This is a genomic window from Mycobacterium sp. NTMscope_Eco_3 (assembly GCF_976985685.1).
In genome coordinates, this window is the sequence record NZ_CDRJYZ010000001.1 from 1,294,341 (window position 1) to 1,314,560 (window position 20,220).

Annotated in this window: 20 protein-coding genes and 1 pseudogene; 16 read left to right on the plus strand and 5 right to left on the minus strand. The window is 68.1% G+C overall.

Annotated features, from left to right (window positions below; translation table 11 throughout):
- Positions 1-23 precede the first annotated feature (23 nt).
- Together AC0KTM_RS06065 and holA are read left to right on the plus strand one after the other, a co-directional pair.
- A complete protein-coding gene (locus tag AC0KTM_RS06065) occupies positions 24-1,526 on the plus strand; it encodes a ComEC/Rec2 family competence protein (protein WP_472417381.1) in 1,503 nt (500 codons plus the stop codon).
- Between the two features lie 30 nt (positions 1,527-1,556).
- On the plus strand, positions 1,557-2,510 hold the full coding sequence (gene holA, locus AC0KTM_RS06070; protein WP_238958008.1) for a DNA polymerase III subunit delta: 954 nt from the start codon (positions 1,557-1,559) through the stop codon (positions 2,508-2,510).
- A 4-nt stretch (positions 2,511-2,514) separates the two neighbouring features.
- Here the strand turns inward: holA and rpsT are convergent, their stop codons facing one another.
- Entirely contained in the window at positions 2,515-2,775 is a 261-nt protein-coding gene (gene rpsT, locus AC0KTM_RS06075; protein ID WP_067171559.1) for a 30S ribosomal protein S20, read from the minus strand.
- Between the two features lie 144 nt (positions 2,776-2,919).
- Between rpsT and AC0KTM_RS06080 the strand changes: the two genes are divergently transcribed.
- From AC0KTM_RS06080 to AC0KTM_RS06090, 3 genes are read left to right on the plus strand one after another with little or no spacing between them, the layout of a single operon-like run.
- The gene (locus AC0KTM_RS06080; RefSeq protein ID WP_238957546.1) at positions 2,920-4,566 is read left to right on the plus strand and encodes a circularly permuted type 2 ATP-grasp protein; all 1,647 of its coding nucleotides are present in this window, start codon (positions 2,920-2,922) and stop codon (positions 4,564-4,566) included.
- Positions 4,566-5,543 (plus strand): alpha-E domain-containing protein, encoded by a 978-nt coding sequence (locus AC0KTM_RS06085; protein WP_238958009.1) that lies wholly within the window; start codon positions 4,566-4,568, stop codon positions 5,541-5,543. Before AC0KTM_RS06080 ends, AC0KTM_RS06085 begins: the two co-directional genes overlap by 1 nt.
- A complete protein-coding gene (locus AC0KTM_RS06090) occupies positions 5,543-6,382 on the plus strand; it encodes a transglutaminase family protein (protein WP_238957547.1) in 840 nt (279 codons plus the stop codon). The genes AC0KTM_RS06085 and AC0KTM_RS06090 overlap by 1 nt, the downstream gene beginning before the upstream one ends.
- A 16-nt stretch (positions 6,383-6,398) precedes the next feature.
- Here AC0KTM_RS06090 and AC0KTM_RS06095 read toward each other — a convergent pair whose 3' ends face one another.
- Entirely contained in the window at positions 6,399-6,758 is a 360-nt protein-coding gene (locus AC0KTM_RS06095; RefSeq protein ID WP_238957548.1) for a winged helix-turn-helix transcriptional regulator, read from the minus strand.
- Positions 6,759-6,863: 105 nt separating this feature from the next.
- Between AC0KTM_RS06095 and AC0KTM_RS06100 the strand changes: the two genes are divergently transcribed.
- Both AC0KTM_RS06100 and AC0KTM_RS06105 read left to right on the plus strand, forming a co-directional pair.
- Entirely contained in the window at positions 6,864-7,232 is a 369-nt protein-coding gene (locus AC0KTM_RS06100) for a DoxX family protein (protein WP_238957549.1), read from the plus strand.
- Between the two features lie 79 nt (positions 7,233-7,311).
- Positions 7,312-8,019 carry a hypothetical protein gene (locus AC0KTM_RS06105; protein WP_238957551.1) on the plus strand — a complete coding sequence of 236 codons (708 nt, stop codon included), beginning with the start codon at positions 7,312-7,314 and terminating at the stop codon, positions 8,017-8,019.
- Between the two features lie 12 nt (positions 8,020-8,031).
- On the opposite strand, the gene AC0KTM_RS06110 is transcribed toward AC0KTM_RS06105, so the two are convergent.
- Positions 8,032-8,874 carry a ribonuclease Z gene (locus AC0KTM_RS06110; RefSeq protein WP_238957552.1) on the minus strand — a complete coding sequence of 281 codons (843 nt, stop codon included), beginning with the start codon at positions 8,872-8,874 and terminating at the stop codon, positions 8,032-8,034.
- Positions 8,875-9,042: 168 nt separating this feature from the next.
- Here AC0KTM_RS06110 and AC0KTM_RS06115 point away from each other — a divergent pair, with 168 nt between their 5' ends.
- A complete protein-coding gene (locus tag AC0KTM_RS06115) occupies positions 9,043-9,471 on the plus strand; it encodes a CBS domain-containing protein (RefSeq protein WP_008255284.1) in 429 nt (142 codons plus the stop codon).
- A gap of 97 nt (positions 9,472-9,568) precedes the next feature.
- Here the strand turns inward: AC0KTM_RS06115 and AC0KTM_RS06120 are convergent, their stop codons facing one another.
- The gene (locus AC0KTM_RS06120; RefSeq protein ID WP_238957553.1) at positions 9,569-10,171 is read right to left on the minus strand and encodes a type II toxin-antitoxin system PemK/MazF family toxin; all 603 of its coding nucleotides are present in this window, start codon (positions 10,169-10,171) and stop codon (positions 9,569-9,571) included.
- On the opposite strand from AC0KTM_RS06120, the pseudogene lepA reads away from it, so the two are divergent.
- The 3 genes and pseudogenes from lepA to AC0KTM_RS06135 all read left to right on the plus strand — a co-directional run bounded on the left by lepA (position 10,153) and on the right by AC0KTM_RS06135 (position 13,693).
- A pseudogene (lepA, locus tag AC0KTM_RS06125) lies at positions 10,153-12,160 on the plus strand (translation elongation factor 4). The gene AC0KTM_RS06120 and the pseudogene lepA sit on opposite strands and share 19 nt — an antisense overlap.
- Before the next feature lie 2 nt (positions 12,161-12,162).
- Positions 12,163-12,921 (plus strand): sensor domain-containing protein, encoded by a 759-nt coding sequence (locus AC0KTM_RS06130; protein WP_225327148.1) that lies wholly within the window; start codon positions 12,163-12,165, stop codon positions 12,919-12,921.
- Between the two features lie 28 nt (positions 12,922-12,949).
- Positions 12,950-13,693, plus strand: a complete 744-nt coding sequence (locus tag AC0KTM_RS06135; RefSeq protein WP_472415169.1) for a sensor domain-containing protein — start codon at positions 12,950-12,952, stop codon at positions 13,691-13,693.
- Between the two features lie 9 nt (positions 13,694-13,702).
- Here the strand turns inward: AC0KTM_RS06135 and AC0KTM_RS06140 are convergent, their stop codons facing one another.
- Complete coding sequence (locus AC0KTM_RS06140; protein ID WP_374109682.1) at positions 13,703-15,742, minus strand: glycoside hydrolase family 15 protein; 2,040 nt, start codon at positions 15,740-15,742, stop codon at positions 13,703-13,705.
- A gap of 127 nt (positions 15,743-15,869) precedes the next feature.
- Here AC0KTM_RS06140 and AC0KTM_RS06145 point away from each other — a divergent pair, with 127 nt between their 5' ends.
- The 5 genes from AC0KTM_RS06145 (at position 15,870) to AC0KTM_RS06165 (ending at position 20,218) form a co-directional block, all read left to right on the plus strand.
- Positions 15,870-16,064 (plus strand): hypothetical protein, encoded by a 195-nt coding sequence (locus AC0KTM_RS06145; protein WP_067171583.1) that lies wholly within the window; start codon positions 15,870-15,872, stop codon positions 16,062-16,064.
- Positions 16,065-16,400: 336 nt separating this feature from the next.
- Positions 16,401-17,432 (plus strand): sulfate ABC transporter substrate-binding protein, encoded by a 1,032-nt coding sequence (locus AC0KTM_RS06150; protein ID WP_225327150.1) that lies wholly within the window; start codon positions 16,401-16,403, stop codon positions 17,430-17,432.
- Positions 17,429-18,301, plus strand: coding sequence for a sulfate ABC transporter permease subunit CysT (cysT, locus tag AC0KTM_RS06155; protein ID WP_225327151.1), 873 nt, complete (start codon positions 17,429-17,431; stop codon positions 18,299-18,301). Before AC0KTM_RS06150 ends, cysT begins: the two co-directional genes overlap by 4 nt.
- Positions 18,298-19,116: a sulfate ABC transporter permease subunit CysW gene (gene cysW / locus AC0KTM_RS06160; protein WP_225327152.1), complete on the plus strand. Its 819-nt coding sequence runs from the start codon at positions 18,298-18,300 to the stop codon at positions 19,114-19,116. The genes cysT and cysW overlap by 4 nt, the downstream gene beginning before the upstream one ends.
- 13 nt (positions 19,117-19,129) lie before the next feature.
- Positions 19,130-20,218, plus strand: a complete 1,089-nt coding sequence (locus AC0KTM_RS06165; protein WP_238957557.1) for a sulfate/molybdate ABC transporter ATP-binding protein — start codon at positions 19,130-19,132, stop codon at positions 20,216-20,218.
- Positions 20,219-20,220: the final 2 nt, after the last annotated feature.

Genomic DNA, 20,220 nt, shown 5'->3' on the forward strand with positions numbered 1-20,220 from the left:
CCTCGCCCGCGGTGCGGGTCGATGTGCGCCTGGTGCCGGCGGCGCTGACCTGTTGGGCGGTGACCGCCGGCGGCATCTGGTGGCCGATCGGGCGCATCCTCGCCTGGTGCTGCGTCGCGTTGATCGGCGCCTCCGGAGCGCTGGCGTGGCGGGCGCTGCGCGGCCGCGGGGGTGCGCGGTTGCGGGCGATCAGCGCCGGGCTCGCGGCGATCGGTGTCGTGGGGGCGGGATTCGGGTTCGCCATCGCGCTGCGCGCCGACGCCGTCGATCGCCACCCGATCACCGCGGCATACGGCGTGACCGCCGCGGTCACGGTCACCCCCACCGAGAGCCCGGTGTCGTTGGGCAGCGGCCGGTTGATGTTTCGGGCCACTCTGCAACGCCTGCGCGCCGACGAAATATCCGGGCGCGTCGTCGTTTTCGCGCGCGCCGCGGATTTCGGTGGGCTGATGGTGGGCCAGCCACTGCGATTCAGCGCCCGCATCGGCCGCCCGACGCGGCGCGACCTGACGGTCGCGGTGCTCAACGCGTCGGGCCGGCCGACGATGGGCACCGCGGGCGTCGTGCAACGGGCGGCGCACGCCGTGCGCGGTCGATTCTCCGCAACCGTCCGCGACACACTGCCCGGCGAGGAGGCGGCGCTGCTGCCCGCGCTGGTGCTCGGCGACACCTCGGCGGTGCCCGGCGACACGGGCCGCGACTTCCGCGCGGCCGGCATGACGCACCTGATGGCCGTGTCGGGGGCCAACGTGACGATCGTGTGCGCCGCCGTGCTGTTCTCGGCCCGATTGATCGGCCCCCGGACGGCGGTCGTACTGGCCGCACTGGCACTGGTGGCCTTCGTCATCGTCGTGCAGCCGACGGCGAGCGTGTTGCGGGCCGCGGCGATGGGCGCCATCGCGTTGACGGGAATGCTGAGTTCGCGTCGGCGGCAAGCCATTCCGGCGCTCGCCGCCACGGTGCTGCTGTTATTGGCGCTCGCCCCGCACCTGGCCGTCGACGTCGGCTTCGCGCTGTCGGCGCTCGCCACCGCCGCGCTGGTCGTCATCGCACCGGAGTGGTCGCGGCGGCTGACGGGAAGGGGGATCCCTAAGCCGTTGGCCGATGCGCTGGCCGTCGCCTGGGCCGCGCAGATCGTGACCGCGCCGCTGGTCGCCGCGATCTCCGGCCGCTTCAGCGTGGTCGCCGCCGCCGCCAACCTCGTCGTGGCGGGCGTGATCGCGCCGATCACGGTGCTGGGCACCGCCGCGGCCGCGCTCTGCCCGGTGTGGCCGGCCGCCGCGCGGCTGCTCATCCGGTTCACCGGCCCCGAGTTGTGGTGGGTGGGCGGCGTGGCCCGCTGGGCGGCCGGCCTGCCCGGCGCGACGGTGCCGGTCCCGCAGGGCATGCCCGGCACGCTGCTCGTCGGCGGTGTGACGGTGCTGGCGATCGTGCTGTGGCGGTGGAGCCCGTTCCGCGTCGTCTCGGGGGTGGCCGCGCTGGCCGGGCTGGCCTGGGCGCTGTCCGGGATCGTCGGTCGGTCGTGACACCATCATGGGGTGAGCGAGGTTTCGCCGTTGCACCTGGTGCTGGGAGACGAGGAACTACTGGTCGAGCGGGCGGTGGCCGACGTGCTGCGGTCGGCGCGGAAACGGGCCGGCAAGGACGCGGACATCCCGGTCAACCGGATGCGGGCCGGTGACGTCAGCACCTACGAGCTCGCCGAGCTGCTGAGTCCCTCGCTGTTCGCCGACGAGCGCATCGTGGTGCTCGAGTCGGCCGGTGAAGCGGGCAAAGACGCTGCCGCAATGATCGTTTCGGCCGCGGCCGACATGCCGGCGGGCGTCGTGCTGGTGGTCGTGCACTCGGGCGGCGGCCGGGCCAAGGCGCTGGCCACCGACCTGCAGAAGCTCGGCGCCCAACTGCACCCGTGCGCGCGGATCACCAAACTCAGCGAGCGCATCGACTTCGTCCGCAAGGAGTTCCGCGCTTTGCGGGTGAAGGCCGACGAGGCGACGGTGACCGCGATGTTGGACGCGGTCGGCTCCGACCTGCGCGAGTTGGCGTCCGCCTGCTCCCAACTGGTCGCCGACACCGGCGGGGCGGTCGACGCCGCCGCGGTGCGCCGCTATCACAGCGGCAAGGCCGAGGTGAAGGGCTTCGACATCGCCGACAAGGCGGTGGCCGGCGACATCGAGGGGGCCGCCGAGGCGCTGCGGTGGGCGATGATGCGGGGCGAGCCCCTGGTGGTGCTGGCGGACGCGCTGGCCGAGGCGATCCACACCATCGGCCGGGTCGGCCCGCTGTCGGGCGATCCCTACCGGATGGCGTCCCAGCTGGGGATGCCGCCCTGGCGGGTGCAAAAGGCCCAGAAACAGGCGAGGCATTGGTCGCGGGACACGGTGGCCACGGCGATGAAGGTTGTCGCCGCGCTCAACGCGAACGTCAAGGGGGCGGTGGCGGACGCCGACTACGCTTTGGAATCCGCGGTCAGACAGGTTGCCGAGCTGGCCGCCCAGCGCAGCCGCTGAGAACTCAGAGCTTGTTGAGGGCCTGCGCCAGGGCCGACTTCTTGTTGGCGGCCTGGTTCTTGTGGATCACGCCCTTGCTGGCAGCCTTGTCCAACTTGCGGTTGGTCGAGACCAGCAGCTCGGCGGCCTTCTCCTTGTCGCCGGCGTGGGTGGCCTCGCGGAAGGCGCGGACGGCGGTGCGCAGCGACGACTTCACCGACTTGTTGCGCAGGCGGGCGCGCTCGTTCGTCTTGTTGCGCTTCTGCTGCGACTTGATGTTGGCCACGCTCGAGTTCCTTCTTCGATCAGACGTTTGGTTGGGACGCCGGAATCACCACAGCGATTGCCCAGGTTATCAGTGAGTTACGTTTTCCCCCAAAACGGGAACACGTGGGCTGCCATAACGTCGATCTGAGGCAGCATCTGAACAGTGAGTCTGACGAACCAGCTTGAGGAGACCAGGCGGGGTTTTCGCGCCGCGCGTTCGGAGCGAATTTTCGGCGGATACAACACATCCTCGGACGCCTACGAGATGGCCTTCGATGAGATGTTCGACACGCAGGGCGCCGTTCGCGGCCCCTACAAGGGCATCTATGCCGAACTCGCGCCATCGGACGCCTCGGATCTCAAGGCTCGCGCCGAAGCGCTCTCCCGCGCCTTCCTCGACCAGGGCATCACCTTCTCTTTGTCGGGCCAGGAGCGGCCCTTCCCGCTGGACTTGGTGCCGCGAGTCATCTCGGCCGCCGAGTGGGCCCGGCTGGAACGCGGCATCACCCAGCGGGTCAAGGCCCTCGAGAGGTACCTCGACGACATCTACGGCGACCAGGAAATCCTCGACGACGGGGTGATCCCGCGCCGCCTGATCACCTCCTGCGAGCACTTTCACCGGCAGGCCATGGGCATCGTCCCGCCCAACGGCGTGCGGATCCACGTCGCCGGCATCGATCTGATCCGCGACGAAAAGGGCGATTTCCGGGTCCTCGAGGACAACCTGCGGTCGCCCTCGGGCGTCTCCTACGTCATGGAGAACCGGCGCACCATGGCGCGCGTCTTCCCGAACCTGTTCGCCACGCATCGCGTGCGTTCGGTCGACGACTACGCCGGCCACCTGCTGCGGGCGCTGCGCAACTCCGCGGCCACCAACGAGGCCGACCCCACGGTGGTGGTGCTGACCCCGGGCGTCTACAACTCCGCGTATTTCGAGCATTCCCTGCTGGCCCGCCAGATGGGGGTCGAGCTGGTCGAAGGGCGCGACCTGTTCTGCCGCGACAACCAGGTGTACATGCGTACCACCGAAGGCGAGCGCCAGGTCGACGTCATCTATCGGCGCATCGACGACGCCTTCCTGGACCCGCTGCAATTCCGGGCCGACTCGGTGCTGGGGGTGGCCGGCCTGGTCAACGCCGCCCGCGCCGGAAACGTCGTGATCTCCAGCGCGATCGGCAACGGCGTCGGCGACGACAAACTCGTCTACACCTACGTGCCCGCCATGATCGAGTACTACCTGGGCGAGAAGCCGCTGCTGGCCAACGTGGAGACGCTGCGCTGCTGGCTCGACGAGGAACGCGAAGAGGTGCTCGACCGGATCGACGAGCTGGTCCTCAAGCCGGTCGAGGGGTCCGGCGGCTACGGAATCGTGTTCGGCCCGGAGGCCTCCCATAAGGAACTGGCCGCCGTCGCCAAGAAGATCCGCGACGACCCGCGGAGCTGGATCGCCCAGCCGATGATGGAACTGTCGACCGTGCCGACGCAGGTCGGCAGCGCGCTGGCGCCCCGCTACGTCGACTTGCGGCCGTTCGCGGTCAACGACGGCAACGACGTGTGGGTGTTGCCCGGCGGCCTCACCCGGGTGGCCCTGGTCGAGGGGTCACGGGTGGTCAACTCCAGCCAGGGCGGTGGCTCGAAGGACACCTGGGTGTTGGCGTCGCGGACCTCGACCGGCGATCACGAACTCGGTGCCGCCGAAGTGGTGCGCTCCCTGCCGGACTCCATGGCGGAGCCGGGCAGCGACGGCCAGGCCGACGAGCGGCAGGACGACCAACCCCAGCAGAAGCAGCGGCAGATCGTGATCCGGTGATGCTGGCACGTAACGCCGAGGCGCTCTACTGGATCGGCCGCTACGTCGAGCGCGCCGACGACACCGCGCGAATCCTGGACGTGGCGCTGCACCAATTGCTCGAGGATTCCAGCGTCGACCCGGATCAGGCCTCGCGCCTGCTGCTGCGGGTGCTCGGCATCGACCCGCCCGATCATGACCTGGACGTGTGGTCGTTGACCGATCTGGTGGCCTACAGCACCAACGCCCAGGGCGGCTCTTCGATCGTCGACGCGATCACCGCGGCGCGGGAAAACGCCAAGTCGGCGCGGGAGGTGACGTCCAGCGAGATCTGGGAGTGTCTCAACACCACCTACCACGCCCTGCCCGAACGCGAACGCGCCGCCAAACGCCTTGGGCCCCATGACTTTCTGTCGTTCGTCGAGCGGCGGGCGGCCATGTTCGCCGGCTTGGCGGACTCGACGCTGTCGCGCGACGACGGATATCGCTTCATGGTGTTGGGGCGGGCGATCGAGCGCGTCGACATGACGGTGCGGCTGTTGCTGTCGCGGGTTGGGGACAGCGCTTCGTCTCCGGCGTGGGTGACGCTGCTGCGCTCGGCGGGCGCGCACGACACGTATCTGCGCACCTATCGCGGTGTGCTCGACGCGGGCCGCGTGGTCGAGTTCATGTTGCTGGACCGGTTGTTTCCGCGTTCGGTGTTTTACTCGCTGCGGCTGGCCGAACACAACCTCGACGAACTGGTCCGCAATCGGCAGAGCCGGATCGGGGCCACCGCCGAGGCCCAGCGGTTGCTCGGGCAGGCACGCAGCGAATTGGAGTTCGTCCAGCCCGGTGTGCTGCTGGAGACGCTGGAAAGCCGGTTGGCGGGCCTGCAGCGCACCTGCCGCGATGTCGGAGAAGCCTTGGCGCTGCAGTACTTTCACATCACACCGTGGGTGGCGTGGTCGAACGCCGGTCAGCGCGCCGGCCTGGTCAGCAGGAAAGGGGACGGCTGATGTGGCGGCTGCGGGTGGTGCACACCACGGGGTACGCCTACCAGTCGCCGGTGACCGCCTCCTACAACGAAGCCCGGCTGACCCCGCGGTCGAACAACCGCCAGAACGTCATCCTCAACCGCGTCGAGACCATCCCGGCAACCCGGTCCTACCGCTACATCGACTATTGGGGCACCGCGGTGACGGCGTTCGACTTGCACGCGCCGCATACCGACCTCACGGTGATGTCCTCGTCGGTCGTGGAGACCGAACGCGCCGAGGCGCCGGCCACCGAGGTGGACTGGGGGGAGCTGCATTCGGATGCGGTGATCGATCGCTTCGACGACCTGCTCCGCCCCACCGAACACACCCCGGCCAGCAAGCGGGTGGCTGCGGTGGGCAAAAAGATCCGCAAGAACCACAGCCCCGCCGAAGCCGTTGTTGCGGCGGCCAATTGGGTGCGCGAGGAGCTGGACTACCTTCCGGGGACCACCAGCGTGCACTCGTCCGGGCTCGACGCCCTGAAAGCAGGCAAGGGCGTCTGTCAGGACTTCGTGCACCTGTCGCTGATGTTGTTGCGCGGCATGGGGATTCCCTCGCACTACGTTTCGGGCTACTTGCATCCCAAATGTGACGCCGTCGTCGGGGACACCGTGGACGGGCGAAGCCACGCCTGGATCGAGGCGTGGACGGGCGCGTGGTGGAGCTATGACCCCACCAACGACGCCGAGATCACCGAGCAGTACGTCGGCGTGGGTGCCGGCCGCGACTATGCCGATGTTTCCCCGTTGAAGGGCATATATTCCGGGGAGGGCGCCACCGACCTCGACGTGATCGTGGAGGTGACCCGGCTCGCCTAAGGGCCGATATGCGGCGTTACCGTGACATGCGGTTGGCGTTGATCTCCTCGTGGTGCGCCATGGCCCACTGGGCCAGGGAGATCACCAGCGGCAGCAATGTCCGTCCGAGTCCGGTCAATTCGTACTCGACTCGCGGTGGCACCTCGGCGTAGGCCGTGCGGTCGACCAGGCCATCCTCGACCAGATGCTTGAGCGTCAGGGTGAGCATCCGCTGCGAGATGCCTTCCACGGTCGCCTCCAACTCGCCGAACCGCATTGGCCCGTCACGCAGCGTGCCGATTACCAGCAGGCTCCACTTGTCGCCGATGCGATCGAGGACCTCCCGGACCGCACCGCCCTCGGGTATCCGCGGCGTCTTCCGTGTGACGTTCGTCATATCGAAGTCTCCGTCCTGGATACATACATCGATGTGCCTTATGCGGCGGGCCCAGCGCTGACACACGATGTGGCTACGCACAAATGGTAAGGATTGGGGAACACCGTGAACATCGCACTGTGGGCCGCGCAGAGTCTGCTCGCCTTCGTCTATCTCGTCGCGGGTGGGCTCAAAGTCGTTCGGCCGCGCGAACAACTCGTAGCATCGGGCCGACTCGACTGGATGAAGGACCACTCGGACGCTGCGGTCAAGGCCGTTGGCGCGGTCGAGATCCTCGGCGCGCTCGGCGTGATCCTGCCGGAGGCAACCGGCATCGCCCGCGTCCTGACCCCAGCCGCTGCGGTGGGCCTAGTCATCGTGCAGATCGGAGCGATGCGCGTGCACCTGACTCGTAACGAGCGACAACCGTTGCCAATCAACGTAATTCTCTTGTTGCTCGCGTCCTTCGTCGCGATCGGTCGATCCGTAGGCTGAGCCCTCGACGAGGCCGCTGGCCTCCCGCCCGAGGCGCTGGGTAGCCGACGCCGAGGCGCCGCAGGGTTACCGTTCAGCGATGAACGGTATCCGCGAAGCCGCGGCCCACCTCGAGGCGAACCGTCCCCGGCGCGGCGGCCCGCCCCTGACGGCGCTGGCCCTGCTCTGCATCGGGCTGCTCTTCGGTGGGATCGCGATCGGCGTCGGGATGGGCGGCGTCATGCCCTTGCCGTACGGTCCGGTCGGCGCGGTGGCGGCGTACGTGCGCGCCCAGCCGGTGGCCGTGCGGATCATGGCCGTTGCGACGTTCGCGTCGTCGGTCCCGCTTGCGGTCTATGCGGCGATGGCCGCCGCGCGGCTGAGGCAACTCGGAGCCGGTGCCGCCGCGTCGATCGCGTTCGCGGGCGGTGTTTTGGCCGCCGGGGCGCTGGGGCTGGCCGGACTGCTGGGGTGGGCGATGTCGTGGCCGGACGTCAGTACCGACACCGCCTTGGTGAGGGCGCTGTACTTGCTGGTCTTTCTCACCGGCGGCCCGGGTCACATCGTGGCGTTGGGCCTGTTGGTCGCCGCGATGGCGGCGTCGGGGCGGACCGGGGGAGCGCTGCCCCGGCCGCTGGCACGGATCGGTCTGGCGACTGCTGTCCTCGCCGAATCGGCGGCGGGGGTGTTGATCTGGCCCGCGCTGGGCGTCCTGTTGCCGATCGCGCGGGTCCTGGCGCTGATCTGGCTGGTGGTGGCCGGTGCCGCCATTGTCCGTGCGGTGCAACGGGATTCGCCATCCCGGTGAGCGCGACGTTCGTCAGGACGGCGCGTCGATCTGGACCCGGTGCAGGTCGTCACCGAGCTCGATGCGCCCACCGAACTTCCCGGCGGCCAGCGCCCGCCACTGCTCTTCCTGGCCGGGCACCAGCGCCGGCACGTAGTGCGTCATGACGAGGGTGTCCACGCCCGCGCGGGCCGCGGTCGCCGCCGCCTCTTCCACTGACGAGTGGTAGTCGCAGATGTCGACGAGCCGCTGCTGCGGGATGGTGGCGACGATGTCCTTGCGGATCACGGTGTGCACCAGGGCGCCGGCACCGGCCGCCAGCTCGTCCAGGCTCGCGCACGGCACGGTGTCGCCCGCGAGCACCACCGACGCCCCGTCGTAGTCGATGCGGAACCCGATGGTCGGGGCCACTGGCCGGTGATCGGTGGCGCCCACCCGGATCGATACGCCGTCGCGGTCCCAGACCGGACCGTCGGTGTGTTCGTGGACCTCGACGGCCGGCGGCGCATTCAGATCGGCGTGATGGGCGATCCGGTAGCCGATGTCGTGGCGGAACGCCCCCAGCGTCGCCTCCACCAGTTCGGCGGTGCCGGGCGGCCCGATGATGGGCAGCGGCGCGGGATCGGGGGTGAAGGTGCTGATCCACCGCGTGATGAGGACGTCGCCGAGGTCGCCGACGTGATCACTGTGCAGGTGGGTGAGCAGCAGGGCCGACAACCCGGCCGCGCCCACCCCGACCGCCGCCGCGCGCTGGAGCACCCCGCGCCCGCAGTCCACCAGGAACACCTGCCCGCCGGCCCGCACCAGGGTCGACGGCCCGGCGCGGTTCGGGTCGGGGATCGGACTACCGGTGCCCAGCAGGGTGACCTCGATCATGGCCCCATCTTGCAGGTCCCCGCCGTGAGCAGTGGCCCAATCGAACGATCCGGCCGGCCGTCGGCGCTTGGACACGATCTGTTTGCGGGTTCCGTGGGTGGCTTTTCCGCCGCGCGAGTTAGCCGTAGCCTGATGTGAAGCGGATCACAAACCCGGCTGGAGGCCTTGATGCGGATTGCGGACGTCTTGCGGAATAAGGGCGCGGCGGTGGTGACCATCAACCCGGACGCGACGGTTCGCGAGCTGCTGGCGGGTCTGACCGAGCAGAACATCGGCGCCATGGTCGTGGTCGGCGACGAGGGGGTCGTCGGCATTGTGTCGGAGCGCGACGTCGTGCGCCAGCTGCACACTCATGGCGCCAGCGTGCTCTCTCGCCCGGTGTCCAAGATCATGACCAGCATGCTGGCCACGTGCACGAAGGCCGACACCGTCGACGCGATCAGCGTGCTGATGACCAAGAACCGGGTGCGCCACGTCCCGGTGCTCGACGGGAAGAAGCTGATCGGCATCGTCAGCATCGGTGACGTGGTGAAGACCCGGATGGAAGAACTCGAGGCCGAGCAGCAGCAGTTGCAGTCCTACATCACCCAGGGCTGACTCGCCGGCCCATCTCGGCCCCGCTCGCCGAGCGTGCATTCAGGGCGAAAATTGGCGGATTTCCCGCCGTGGTTACACGCTCGGCGACTTGGCCGACTCAACGCCAGGAGTAGTCGGCGCGCAGCCGGGCCGCCACCACGTCGAAGATCTCGCGATCCAGGATGGCGCCCTCGCGGCGGATGCCCTCCTCGGGCACGTCGAGCACGCGGTCCAGCCGGACCCAGCTGGATCTTCCCTCGTAATCCCAACTGCCAGAACCGATTCCAACCCAGTCGGGATCGGCGGCGTGGCGCTCCTGGCTGGAGACCATCAATCCCAGCAGGGTGCCGCGATCGCGTCCCACCACCAGCACGGGCCGGTCCTTGCCCCGGCTGGGGTCGTCCTCGTAGACCACCCACGTCCAGACGATCTCGCCGGGATCGGCCCGGCCGTCCAGGCTCGGCGCGTACACGAGTTTGCGGGCCCGCTGCGCGGTGGGCAGGCTGTTGCTGGTCACCGGCCGGCCCGCGACCGTCGTGTCGGACGGTGGCGGTGTCGCGGCCGCGATGACGTTCGCGGTGATCCGCACGGCCTGCTGCAACTCGCGCAGGACGGTCTGGGAATTCTGCACGTGCCGCGCCAGCCGCGGGGCCCCGTTGAACACCAGATTCTCGGCGAACCGCTGGAACGTCTTCCACTGCGATTTCCGGGCAGACGCCATATTCGCAGCATAGACGCGAGCAACCGGGCGCGACTGTGTCCAAGTAGGTCCGGACGACGCTGCATAGATACGCTGGACTTGGCCGCGAACGGCCAGCACAACGGCCGCGCAGCGCCCATCACGTTTGACGTAGACCAGGAGATTCCCATCAGCAGTTTCGCCGACAAGACCTTCACCGCGCCGGCGCAGATTCGGAATTTCTGCATCATCGCCCACATCGATCACGGCAAGTCGACGCTGGCCGACCGGATGCTGCAGCTCACCGGTGTCGTCGATGAGCGCTCGATGCGCGCCCAGTACCTGGACCGGATGGACATCGAGCGCGAGCGCGGCATCACCATCAAGGCGCAGAACGTCCGGCTCCCCTGGAAAGTCGACGACGAAGACCACGTCCTGCACCTGATCGACACCCCGGGCCACGTCGACTTCACCTACGAGGTCTCGCGCGCGCTGGAGGCCTGCGAGGGCGCGGTGCTGCTGGTGGACGCAGCCCAGGGCATCGAGGCCCAGACCCTGGCCAACCTCTACCTGGCGCTGGACCGCGACCTGACCATCATCCCGGTGCTCAACAAGATCGACCTACCGGCCGCCGACCCGGACCGCTACGCCGGAGAACTGGCCCACATCATCGGCTGCGAGCCCGACGACGTGCTGCGGGTCTCGGGCAAGACCGGCGAGGGAGTCGCGGAACTGCTCGACGAGGTGGTGCGCCAGGTGCCGCCCCCGCAGGGCAAGGCCGACGCGCCGCTGCGGGCGATGATCTTCGACTCCGTCTACGACATCTACCGCGGCGTGGTGACCTACGTCCGGGTGGTCGACGGCAAGATCACCCCGCGCGAGCGCATCGCGATGATGTCCACCGGCGCCACGCACGAGCTGCTCGAGGTCGGCATCGTCTCGCCCGAGCCGAAGGCCAGCGACGGCCTGGGGGTGGGCGAGGTGGGCTACCTGATCACCGGGGTCAAGGACGTCCGCCAGTCCAAGGTGGGTGACACCGTGACGACGGCACGGCGCGGCGCGGCCGACGCGCTGACCGGGTACCGCGAACCCAAGCCGATGGTCTACTCGGGCCTGTATCCCGTCGACGGTTCGGACTACCCGGACCTGCGCGACGCGCTGGACAGGCTGCAACTCAACGACGCGGCGCTGACGTACGAGCCCGAGACGTCGGTGGCGCTGGGCTTCGGATTCCGTTGTGGCTTCCTGGGTTTGCTGCACATGGAGATCACCCGGGAGCGTCTGGAGCGGGAATTCGACCTGGATCTGATCTCGACGTCACCCAACGTCGTCTACCGGGTCATCAAGGAAGATGACACCGAAATCGTCGTGACCAACCCGTCGGACTGGCCGGAGGGCAAGGTCCGCGCGGTGTACGAGCCGGTGGTCAAGACGACGATCATCGCGCCCAGCGAATTCATCGGCACCATCATGGAACTGTGCCAGTCGCGCCGCGGCGAACTCGGCGGCATGGACTACCTGTCGCCCGAACGGGTGGAGCTGCGCTACACCATGCCGCTGGGCGAGATCATCTTCGACTTCTTCGATTCCCTGAAGTCGCGCACCCGCGGCTACGCCAGCCTCGACTACGAGGAGGCCGGCGAGCAAGAGGCCCAGCTGGTCAAGGTCGACATCCTGTTGCAGGGCGAGGCCGTCGACGCGTTCAGCGCGATCGTGCACAAGGACGGCGCCTCGGCCTACGGCAACAAGATGACCACCAAGCTCAAAGAGCTGATCCCGCGACAGCAGTTCGAGGTGCCGGTCCAGGCGGCGATCGGATCGAAAATCATTGCGCGCGAAAACATCCGAGCCATCCGCAAGGACGTGCTGTCCAAGTGTTACGGCGGTGACATCACCCGCAAGCGCAAACTTCTGGAAAAGCAGAAGGAAGGCAAGAAGCGGATGAAGACCATCGGGCGGGTCGACGTGCCGCAGGAAGCGTTCGTGGCGGCGCTGTCCGCGGACGCGGCGGGCGACAAGGGCAAGAAGTAGCCATGCGGATACTCAAGGCGGCGGCGACGTTCGCGGCGCTGGCCACGCTGGTGACGGGCTGCGGCGGGGTCGTGGAGGGTACCGCGAAGCCGGCGCCGAACCTGAAGCTGCGGCCGCTGAATGGTGCGGCGGTCAGCAAGGTGCTTCTCGACGGCGCGGCGCTGTCGCGGATGCTCGACCAGACCCTGGTCTCCCGCGATCCGGCCCAAGTCGGCGGCCCCGAGAAGCTCTACCAGGTCAAGCGGTCGACGTCGCAGGCCGGTTGCCTGGGCGTGACGGCGATGCTGCAGAAGAGCGTGTACCGGTCCGGCCAAGTGCAGGACGTCGCCTCGGAGTCGTGGTGGAACAACGGCGAACCGGCGCAGGTGATCACCGTGATGGAGGGCGTGGTCACGCTGCCGTCGGCCGCGCAGGCTCAGGCGCTGTTCGCGCAGTTCTCCCAGCAGTGGCAGCAATGCAACGGCATGACGACCTCGGAACAGTCCGGCCCGATCAGCACCACGAACGTCATCAGCGATGTCCGCGGCACCGCGACGACCATCGCGGCGACCAAAACCGCCACCTCGGTGCTACCCAACATGCCGGCCCTGCGGCCCACCCCGCAGGCGCGTGCCATCGGTATCCGGTCGAACTGCCTCGTGGAAGTCGAGGTGGTCTTCTTCGGCGGGCGGCGATCCACCGACCCGGGATCGGCCGACATCAACACCAGCGCGCTCGACATCGCGCACGCCATGATGGACAGGGTCAACGCGCTGAGCTGACGCGGGCCGGGCGGCCGGGAGGGGTGAAGTGAAAAGCACCTGGCGTTCGCTGGCCGCTGTGATCGCGGTGCTGCTGGTGAGCGGGTGCACCGAAACCACGGCCGGCACAGGAGGTCTGGCGCCGAACGCGGGTCGGGTGCCGGCCATCAAACGGGTCTTGTTCGACGGGACCGCGCTGGCAAAACTGCTCGACCAGCCGTTCCAGCCCTACCCGCACTATTCGGAATTCGGCGGCGGCGACAAATTGGGGACCAATTGGGAGAACGACCGGCCGACCGAGTGCATCGGGGTCATTCACCTGATGCAGCGCGTCACGTACGGCTCGGCGCCGATACAGGAAACGGCCGGCGAAATGTGGGTGCACAAAGGCGATTCCGTGAAGATCGACAGCGTCCTGCAGGGCATCGTCGCGTTGCGGACGGCCGCGGACGCCGACGCGTTATTCGCCAGGTTCGTCGCGCAGTGGCAGAAGTGCGACGGGACCACGCTGACCGTGGAGCCCATCGATGTATGGGGTTTCGACGCCATCGCCGACGTGCGCGTCCTGGATTCGGTTGTGGCGGCTACGGTTTCGATGCGATCCGGCCCACGCGGGGGATTGAACGCAATCCCATCGGCTCGGGCCCTCGGCGTCAAGGGACCTTACGTGGTCGAGGTGACCGTCGACTTCATTCCCATTTATGGTCCGGGCGATCAGGGCAACGGCGACATCAACACCACCGCCATCGACCTCGCCCGCGCACTCATGGACAAACTCGGCGCCCGCAGCTGACGGATCCAGCTACATCGGCGCGTTGGCGGGCTGGAACATCCCGGAGCCGTCGGCCTCCTCCTCGGCCCGAATGACGTGCACCACGGCGTTGATCAGCGCCAGGTGGGTGAACGCCTGCGGGAAGTTGCCGAGCTGGCGACCGGTGCGCGGCTCGATCTCCTCGGCGTAGAGGTGCAGCGGGCTGGCGTAGGACAGCAGCCGCTCGCACAGGCGTTTGGCGCGGCGCACCTCGCCGATCTCGACCAGCGCCGACACCAGCCAGAACGAGCAGATCGTGAAGGTGCCCTCCTCGCCGGACAGGCCGTCGTCGGTCTCCTCGACCCGGTAGCGCAGCACCAGGCCTTCCTGGGTGAGTTCGTCGGCGATCGCCAGCACGGTGTTGCGTACCCGCGGGTCATCCGGCGGCAGGAACCGCGTCAGCACCACCAACAGCAGCGAGGCGTCCAGCGCGTCGCTGCCGTAGCGCTGGGTAAAGACCCCGCGGGAATCCACGCCGTGCGCCAGGATGTCGGCCTTGATCTCCTCGGCGATGGCCCGCCACTGTTGGGCGTAGCTCTTCTCGCCCTGCCGCTCGGCCAGCTTCGCCCCGCGGTCGAGCGCCACCCAGCACATCACCTTCGACGACGTGAAGTGCTGCGGCTCCCCGCGCACCTCCCAGATTCCGCGGTCGGGCTCGCGCCAGTGCTTGATCGCCTCTTCCACCTGCTTCTTCAGCACCGGCCACAACGTCTCTGGGACCTGCTCGCGCGACTTGGCGTGCAGGTAGAAGGAGTCCAGGATGGAGCCCCAGATGTCATGCTGGACCTGGTCGAAGGCGCCGTTGCCGATGCGCACCGGCCGGGCCTGGTCGTAGCCGGACAGGTGATGCAGTTCCTCTTCCACCAGGCTGCGCTCGCCGCCCACGCCGTACATCACCTGCAGCGGGTGCCGCTCGTTGTTGTTGGCCCCCGACACGTCGGCGATGAAGGCGAAGAAGTCGTCGGCCTCGCGGTCCAGTCCGAGCGTGTACAGGCCCCATAACGCGAACGTGGAGTCGCGCACCCAGGCGTAGCGGTAGTCCCAGTTGCGTTCGCCCTGCGGTGTTTCCGGCAGCGACGTGGTGCTGGCCGCCAGTAGCGCGCCGGTGGGCGAGTAGGTCAACCCCTTCAGCGTGAGCGCGCTGCGCTGCAGGTAGGCCCGCCACGGGTGGTCGGGGAAGTTGCCGATGTTGATCCACTGCCGCCAGCACTCGGTGGTCTGCCACATCTTGTCGGCGGCCTCTTGGTAGGTCTGCGGCGCCGGGTGTTTGGTCCAGCTCAGGGCCACGAACACGTCGTCGCCCTCTTTCATCCGGGTGCGTGCCCGTGCCTCCCGGCCTTCCAGCCCGATCCGCAGGTTGGTCGTCAGCCGCAGTGTCGGGTGGGCGTCGGGCTGCCTGGTGGCGCGCGCGATGGCCTCGCCGTACGCGTTGGCGGAGTATTCCCAGGTGGCCCCCACCCGGTGGTAGTCGAACGCCGGCTCGCAGCTCATCATCAGTTCGACGGTGCCGCTGACGCAGCGCACCGTGCGCAGCAGGATGTGCTCGGCGTCCCAGTCCATCGGGGTGCGGCGGTGCGTGCGCGACCGGCGGTCGAGGTCGTGCCAGGGGCCCATCACCAGCGCGTCACGCACGATCAGCCACCCGGTGTGCGTCTGCCAGGTGGTCTCCATGATGAGGCTGCCCGGCAGATACCGGCGGGCCGACGGCACCGAGACGCCGTAGGGGCCCAGCCGGAAATGGCCGGCGCTGCGGTCCAGGATCGCCCCGAACACGCTCGGCGAGTCCGGCCGCGGCACACACAGCCACTCCACCGACCCGGCCGGAGAGATCAGGCAGGTGGTTTCCCAGTCCGACAGGAACGCGTAATCGGCGATCGGCGGAAAGGGATTGCGCAGGGCTGCACTGGGAGCGAGGGGCCCGGGGGTGCGCAGGTCGATCGACGAAGACATCGACGTTGCGGCCGCCGTCTGCGGCGCTTCCTCGGGCATGGTGTCGGCCGGTTGGTCGTCGGGCTGAACATGCAGAACCATCTGGACATCATCGACCGCGCGGCGGCCCGGCGTCCAACGTTTCGCCGAGGCGGCGTGGCGCGCACCTACCCGGGCGCCGGCGTTCACGCATTGGTTTTGTGCGGCAGCGCCGCATAGGGTGAGCTCCGTGAACGCGTTCCTCAACTGGTGGGACGGCAACGAGCTGTGGCTTTCGGGGCTCCCTTTCGTGCTGCAGGCCATGGTGGTGATGCCGGTCGTGCTGGCGGTGGCCTACGTGACGGCGGCCCTGCTCGACGGGCTGCTCGGCAAGGGCATCGAGTTGATGCGCCGTGCCCGCCATGCCGGTGAGACCTCCGGGTGACGCGCATGCCTCGGTCGCACGTGACGCTGGTTCTCCTGATCTTGGTGGCGCTGGTGATCGGCATGTGGCTGGTCACGCACTTGATGCACCGTTGAGTCGCTCGCCGCATTCGCTCGGCGCCGGCTCCGGTGGCGGCACCGTCAATTCCTGTTAGGCTTCCCGCCATGCGCGTGGCGTTTGGCATTCCCGGGTGCTATGCCTTCGTGCACTGTTGTCGCTGACTCCCAAACCCGTGTGCGGTCTGGTTCTGGAGTTCTCGAATCCTCCTGAAGTTCTGGTTGCCTTTCCGCTGATACGGGACCGAGATCCGTTACGTTCCCCACCGGAAGGCCTTCGATGGACATCAGGACCGCGTTGCGTTGGCGGCCTGTCTTCGCCCTGATTGCGATAGCCGGCATCGTCGCCGGCTGCCACGGGGGTGCCAGCGATGCCGTCGGCGGCGGCGGGCTGGCCGGCGCGCACACTTCCATCACGCTGGTCGCCTACTCGGTCCCAGAACCCGGATGGAGCAAGATAATTCCGGCGTTCAATGCGTCCGAGGAGGGCAAGGGCGTGCAGGTGGTGACCTCCTATGGGGCCTCCGGTGACCAATCCCGCGGCGTCGTCGACGGCAAGCCGGCCGACGTCGTGAACTTCTCCGTCGAGCCCGACATCGCTCGATTGGTCAAGGCCGGCAAGGTTTCCAAAGACTGGAACACCGACGCCACCAAGGGAATCCCGTTCGGGTCGGTGGTCACGCTGGTGGTGCGCAAGGGCAACCCGAAGCACATCAAGGATTGGGATGACCTGTTGCGGCCCGGCATCGAGGTCATCACGCCCAGCCCGCTCAGTTCGGGGTCGGCCAAGTGGAACCTGCTCGCACCGTACGCCGTCAAGAGCGAAGGGGGCGCCAACAGCGCGGCCGGTGTGGATTTCATCAAGAAGCTGGTGACCGAGCACGTCAAACTCCGTCCCGGATCAGGGCGGGAAGCCACCGACGTCTTCATCCAGGGCAGCGGTGACGTGCTGATCAGCTACGAGAACGAGGCCATCGCTACCGAGCGGGCGGGCAAGCCGGTCGACCACGTCAACGTGCCGCAGACCTTCAAGATCGACAATCCGGTCGCCGTCGTCAACACCAGCCCCCACCTGCAGGCCGCCGTCGCCTTCAAGAACTTCCAGTACACCGCGGCGGCCCAAAAGGTTTGGGCGCAGGCAGGTTTCCGGCCGGTCGATCCGTCCGTCGCCGCCGACTTCCGCGCCCAGTATCCGGTGCCGACGAAACTGTGGACCATCGCCGACCTCGGCGGGTGGAGCACGGTCGATCCGCAGCTGTTCGACAAGAGCACCGGCAGCATCACCAAGATCTACACGCAGGCCACCGGATGACGGCCATCACGCCGGACCCGGCGGCGGTCCGGCCCGAACTCAGCGGCGAGCCCGAGCACGGGCCGCTGCCCGGGCGGGGCCGCGGCACCACCGCCCTGCGGGTCGGGGCGGCCACCGTGTGGTTGTCCGTGATCGTGTTGCTGCCGCTGGCGGCGATCGTCTGGCAGTCCGCCGGCGGCGGCTGGCACGCGTTCTGGCTCGCGGTCACCTCGAACGCCGCCTTGGAGTCGTTTCGGGTCACCCTGACGATCTCGGCCGGGGTGACTGTGCTCAACCTGATTTTTGGCCTGGTGATCGCGTGGGTGCTGGTGCGCGACGACTTCGTCGGGAAGCGGCTCGTCGACGCGATCATCGACCTGCCGTTCGCGCTGCCCACCATCGTCGCCAGCCTGGTCATGCTGGCCTTGTACGGCAACAACAGCCCGGTGGGTCTGCACCTGCAGCACACCGCGTGGGGCGTGGTGGTGGCGTTGGCCTTCGTCACGCTGCCGTTCGTGGTCCGCGCGGTCCAGCCGGTGCTGCTGGAGTTGGACCGTGACGCCGAGGAGGCGGCCGCGTCGCTGGGCGCCAGCGGCCCGAAGATCTTCACCTCGGTGGTGCTGCCGGCGCTGCTGCCCGCGCTGTTATCGGGCGCGGGCCTGGCGTTCTCACGCGCCATCGGAGAGTTCGGGTCGGTGGTGCTGATCGGCGGCGCGGTGCCGGGCAAGACCGAAGTGTCATCGCAGTGGATACGGACCCTTATCGAGAACGACGACCGCACCGGCGCGGCCGCGATATCCGTTGTGCTGTTGGCGATTTCGTTCGTGGTCCTGCTCGTCCTGCGGGTCGTGGGCGGGCGCGCGGCCAAACGCGAGGAGCTCGCCGGATGACGTCGTCGGCGGGAGTCCGCTATTCCCTGCGATTCGTGGCGCTCGGATACATCTTCGTGTTGCTGGTCGTGCCGGTGTCGTTAATCCTGTGGAGGACATTTCGACCCGGATTCGGCCAGTTCTACGCCTGGGTCAGCACCCCCGCGGCGATATCGGCGCTGAACTTGACCCTGCTGGTGGTGGCCATCGTGGTGCCGCTCAACGTGGTTTTCGGCATTCCGACGGCATTGGTGCTCGCGCGCAACAGGTTTCGCGGTAAGGGCGTGCTCCAGGCGATCATCGACCTGCCGTTCGCGGTTTCGCCCGTCATCGTGGGTGTGGCGTTGATCGTGTTGTGGGGCTCGGCCGGCGCGTTGGGGTTCGTCGAAAAGGATCTCGGGTTCAAGGTCATCTTCGGTCTGCCGGGCATCGTGCTCGCCAGCATCTTCGTCACCCTGCCGTTCGTCGTGCGTGAGGTGGAGCCGGTGCTGCACGAGCTGGGCACCGACCAGGAGGAGGCGGCCGCGACGCTGGGTTCGGGCTGGTGGCAGACGTTTTGGCGGATCACGCTGCCCTCCATCCGGTGGGGCCTGACCTACGGCATCGTGTTGACAATCGCACGTACCCTGGGGGAATACGGTGCGGTGCTCATCGTGTCGTCGAACCTGCCGGGGAAGTCGCAAACGCTGACATTGCTTGTTTCGGACCGATACAACCGGGGCGTCGAGTACGGCGCCTATGCGCTGTCGACCTTGCTGATGGGTGTTGCGGTGCTGGTGCTGATTTTCCAGGTGGTTCTCGACGCCCGCCGCGCCCGAGCGGCGAAGCAGGCCTGACGAGGAGGATGACGTGACAGACACCCGTGCCGGCCGGGATGACCTCGCCATCATCGTGCGCGACGCCTACAAGCACTATGGCGATTTCGTCGCGTTGGACCACGTCGACTTCGTCGTGCCGACCGGGTCGCTGACGGCGTTGTTGGGTCCCAGCGGTTCGGGTAAATCGACCCTGCTGCGTGCCATCGCCGGTCTCGACCAACCCGACAGCGGAACCGTCACGATCTACGGTCGCGACGTGACGCGGGTGCCACCGCAGCGCCGCGGCATCGGGTTCGTCTTTCAGCACTACGCGGCGTTCAAGCATCTGACGGTCCGCGACAACGTGGCCTACGGGCTCAAGGTTCGCAAGCGGCCCAAAGCCGAGATCAAGGCCAAGGTCGACAACCTGCTTGAAGTGGTGGGGCTCAGCGGTTTTCAGAACCGCTATCCCAATCAGCTCTCGGGTGGTCAGCGACAGCGGATGGCGCTGGCGCGGGCGCTGGCGGTCGACCCGCAAGTGCTGCTGCTCGACGAGCCGTTCGGTGCGCTGGACGCCAAGGTGCGTGAGGATTTGCGGGCGTGGTTGCGCCGCCTGCACGACGAGGTGCACGTGACCACGGTGCTGGTCACCCACGATCAGGCCGAGGCATTGGATGTCGCCGATCGGATCGCGGTGCTCAATCACGGCCGTATCGAGCAGATCGGATCCCCGACCGACGTCTATGACGCGCCGGCAAACGCGTTCGTGATGTCGTTCCTCGGCGCGGTGTCCACGCTGAACGGTGCCCTGGTACGGCCGCACGACATCCGGGTGGGTCGCAACCCCGAGATGGCGATCGCCGGCGGGGACGGCACCGCGGAGTCCATCGGGGTGGTGCGGGCCACCGTGGACCGGGTGGTCGCGTTGGGTTTCGAGGTGCGGGTCGAGTTGACCAGCGCCGCCACCGGCGGCTTCTTCACGGCGCAGATCACCCGCGGCGACGCCGAGGCCCTGGCATTGCGCGACGGCGACACCGTCTACGTGCGTGCCACCCGGGTCCCACCGATCGCCCCCGCCGCGGCGGACCCCAGCCGCACCAATGAGGCCGACGAGGATGAGAACACGCTGACGTCCGCGTGATC

Excerpts from the sequence above, each read along its gene's own strand:
- AC0KTM_RS06085 (WP_238958009.1), top strand. The coding sequence starts at position 4,566 with ATGCTGGCACGTAACGCCGAGGCGCTCTACTGGATCGGCCGCTACGTC.
- AC0KTM_RS06090 (WP_238957547.1), top strand. The coding sequence starts at position 5,543 with ATGTGGCGGCTGCGGGTGGTGCACACCACGGGGTACGCCTACCAGTCG.
- AC0KTM_RS06095 (WP_238957548.1), bottom strand. The coding sequence starts at position 6,758 with ATGACGAACGTCACACGGAAGACGCCGCGGATACCCGAGGGCGGTGCG.
- AC0KTM_RS06105 (WP_238957551.1), top strand. The coding sequence starts at position 7,312 with ATGAACGGTATCCGCGAAGCCGCGGCCCACCTCGAGGCGAACCGTCCC.
- AC0KTM_RS06110 (WP_238957552.1), bottom strand. The coding sequence starts at position 8,874 with ATGATCGAGGTCACCCTGCTGGGCACCGGTAGTCCGATCCCCGACCCG.
- AC0KTM_RS06115 (WP_008255284.1), top strand. The coding sequence starts at position 9,043 with ATGCGGATTGCGGACGTCTTGCGGAATAAGGGCGCGGCGGTGGTGACC.
- AC0KTM_RS06120 (WP_238957553.1), bottom strand. The coding sequence starts at position 10,171 with ATGGCGTCTGCCCGGAAATCGCAGTGGAAGACGTTCCAGCGGTTCGCC.
- AC0KTM_RS06130 (WP_225327148.1), top strand. The coding sequence starts at position 12,163 with ATGCGGATACTCAAGGCGGCGGCGACGTTCGCGGCGCTGGCCACGCTG.
- AC0KTM_RS06140 (WP_374109682.1), bottom strand. The coding sequence starts at position 15,742 with ATGGTTCTGCATGTTCAGCCCGACGACCAACCGGCCGACACCATGCCC.
- AC0KTM_RS06150 (WP_225327150.1), top strand. The coding sequence starts at position 16,401 with ATGGACATCAGGACCGCGTTGCGTTGGCGGCCTGTCTTCGCCCTGATT.
- cysT (WP_225327151.1), top strand. The coding sequence starts at position 17,429 with ATGACGGCCATCACGCCGGACCCGGCGGCGGTCCGGCCCGAACTCAGC.
- cysW (WP_225327152.1), top strand. The coding sequence starts at position 18,298 with ATGACGTCGTCGGCGGGAGTCCGCTATTCCCTGCGATTCGTGGCGCTC.